The 2,287-nt window shown below is 43.2% G+C and carries 1 rRNA gene; it reads right to left on the reverse strand.

Going from position 1 to position 2,287, the window contains the following annotated elements:
* Window positions 1-281 precede the first annotated feature (281 nt).
* A 16S ribosomal RNA gene (locus FIM66_RS07955) occupies window positions 282-1,785 on the reverse strand.
* Window positions 1,786-2,287 lie beyond the last annotated feature (502 nt).

The following is a 2,287-nucleotide window of genomic DNA, read 5'->3' on the forward strand; positions in this document are numbered from 1 at the left end:
AGAATTTAAAACAGCAAACAAGAAAGCACTAACTTTAATTAAAGAGCAAACAGCAAGCAACCAAAACACAAGAAAAACAAAGCGAAACAACAAAAGCCATAAGCAGTAAAAACCAAAAACAAGTATTAAAATCAATCAAACCAAAATCAAAAATCAAATGAAAATCAAGAATTATAAAAGAAAAAATAACTTCAATCTTTCAAAACTAAGCAACAAGAAGTTCTTTTGTCAGGTAATACTCTTTGGCTTTTAACAAGCGAATGTTAAAAGCTTTTCTCTAGAAAGGAGGTGATCCAACCGCAGGTTCACCTACGGTTACCTTGTTACGACTTCACCCCAGTCGCTGTGTGTGCCGTGGGCAGTAGCCAATTTAGCATCCTGACTTAAGGCAAACACAACTCCCATGGTGTGACGGGCGGTGAGTACAAGACCCGGGAACGTATTCACCGCAACATGGCTGATTTGCGATTACTAGCGATTCCAACTTCATGCAGGCGAGTTGCAGCCTACAATCCGAACTGAGAGGCGTTTTGAAGATTGGCTCCACTTCGCAGTATTGCTTCTCTTTGTGCACCCCATTGTAGCACGTGTGTAGCCCTAGGCGTAAGGGCCATGATGACTTAACGTCGTCCCCACCTTCCTCCTCCTTACGGAGGCAGTATCCTTAGAGTTCTCAGCATGACCTGTTAGCAACTAAGAAAGGGGGTTGCGCTCGTTGCGGGACTTAACCCAACATCTCACGACACGAGCTGACGACAGCCGTGCAGCACCTGTTTTCAAGGTCTAGCAAGCTAGACACTCCACTATTTCTAGCGGATTCTCTCAATGTCAAGCCTAGGTAAGGTTCTTCGTGTATCATCGAATTAAACCACATGCTCCACCGCTTGTGCGGGTCCCCGTCTATTCCTTTGAGTTTTAATCTTGCGACCGTACTCCCCAGGCGGGATGCTTAATGCGTTAGCTGCATTACTGGAGAGACTAAGCCCTCCAACAACTAGCATCCATCGTTTAGGGCGTGGACTACCAGGGTATCTAATCCTGTTTGCTCCCCACGCTTTCGTGCAATCAGCGTCAGTAATGTTCCAGCAGGTCGCCTTCGCAATGAGTATTCCTCTTGATCTCTACGGATTTTACCCCTACACCAAGAATTCCACCTACCTCTCCCACACTCTAGAATAGTAGTTTCAAATGCAGTTCTATGGTTAAGCCATAGGATTTCACACCTGACTGACTATCCCGCCTACGCGCTCTTTACGCCCAGTGATTCCGAGTAACGCTTGCACCCTCCGTATTACCGCGGCTGCTGGCACGGAGTTAGCCGGTGCTTATTCGTTAGATACCGTCATTATCTTCTCTAACAAAAGGAGTTTACAATCCTAAAACCTTCATCCTCCACGCGGCGTTGCTGCTTCAGGGTTTCCCCCATTGAGCAATATTCCCTACTGCTGCCTCCCGTAGGAGTCTGGACCGTGTCTCAGTTCCAGTGTGTCCGTTCACCCTCTCAGGCCGGATACCCGTCATAGCCTTGGTAAGCCATTACCTTACCAACAAGCTGATAGGACATAGGCTGATCTCTTAGCGATAAATCTTTCCCCCGTAGGGAGTATCTGGTATTAATCATCGTTTCCAATGGCTATCCCAAACTAAGAGGCACATAACCTATGCGTTACTCACCCGTGCGCCACTAATCAGCACTCTAGCAAGCTAGAAGCTTCATCGTTCGACTTGCATGTATTAGGCACGCCGCCAGCGTTCACTCTGAGCCAGGATCAAACTCTCCATAAAAGTGTTTATCCTAAAGCTCTTTTGTTTTTTGATAGGCTGTTGTTATTCCTAACAACAGCTTTAGCGTGTCACAAGAACTCGTTTTATTTGATTATTGAATAAAACGGGTTGTGTTCTTAAGTATTACAACAACAAAACAGAAAGAAACTTTTTAAAAAGGTTTAGCTAAACGCTAACCTGAATAAAATACTCTCATGCCATTCAGTCATTAATCATAATGATATAATCATCATAACCAATGAAATTGATTGGCACTAGTTGGATAAGGATTTCTTATACAAGAATGAAAGTCATTGAAACCCTCACTCTTTTTATAATAAGTCATCCTTAAATCATTTTAGAATATCCCTTTAAAAAGAACTTCTATCAATTTGCTTAGTTTTCAAAGATCGTTTGCTTTATCAGCTATCCTTGTAAGGTATCAAGCGGCTTTTTAAAAGCCCTTGCTGAAACAAGGAAATGAAATTATAGTCATAGAAAGCTTAAGGTTTGCTTAAACTAT

This window comes from Helicobacter pylori (assembly GCF_006439795.1).
In the GTDB taxonomy this organism is placed as follows: domain Bacteria; phylum Campylobacterota; class Campylobacteria; order Campylobacterales; family Helicobacteraceae; genus Helicobacter; species Helicobacter pylori_CR.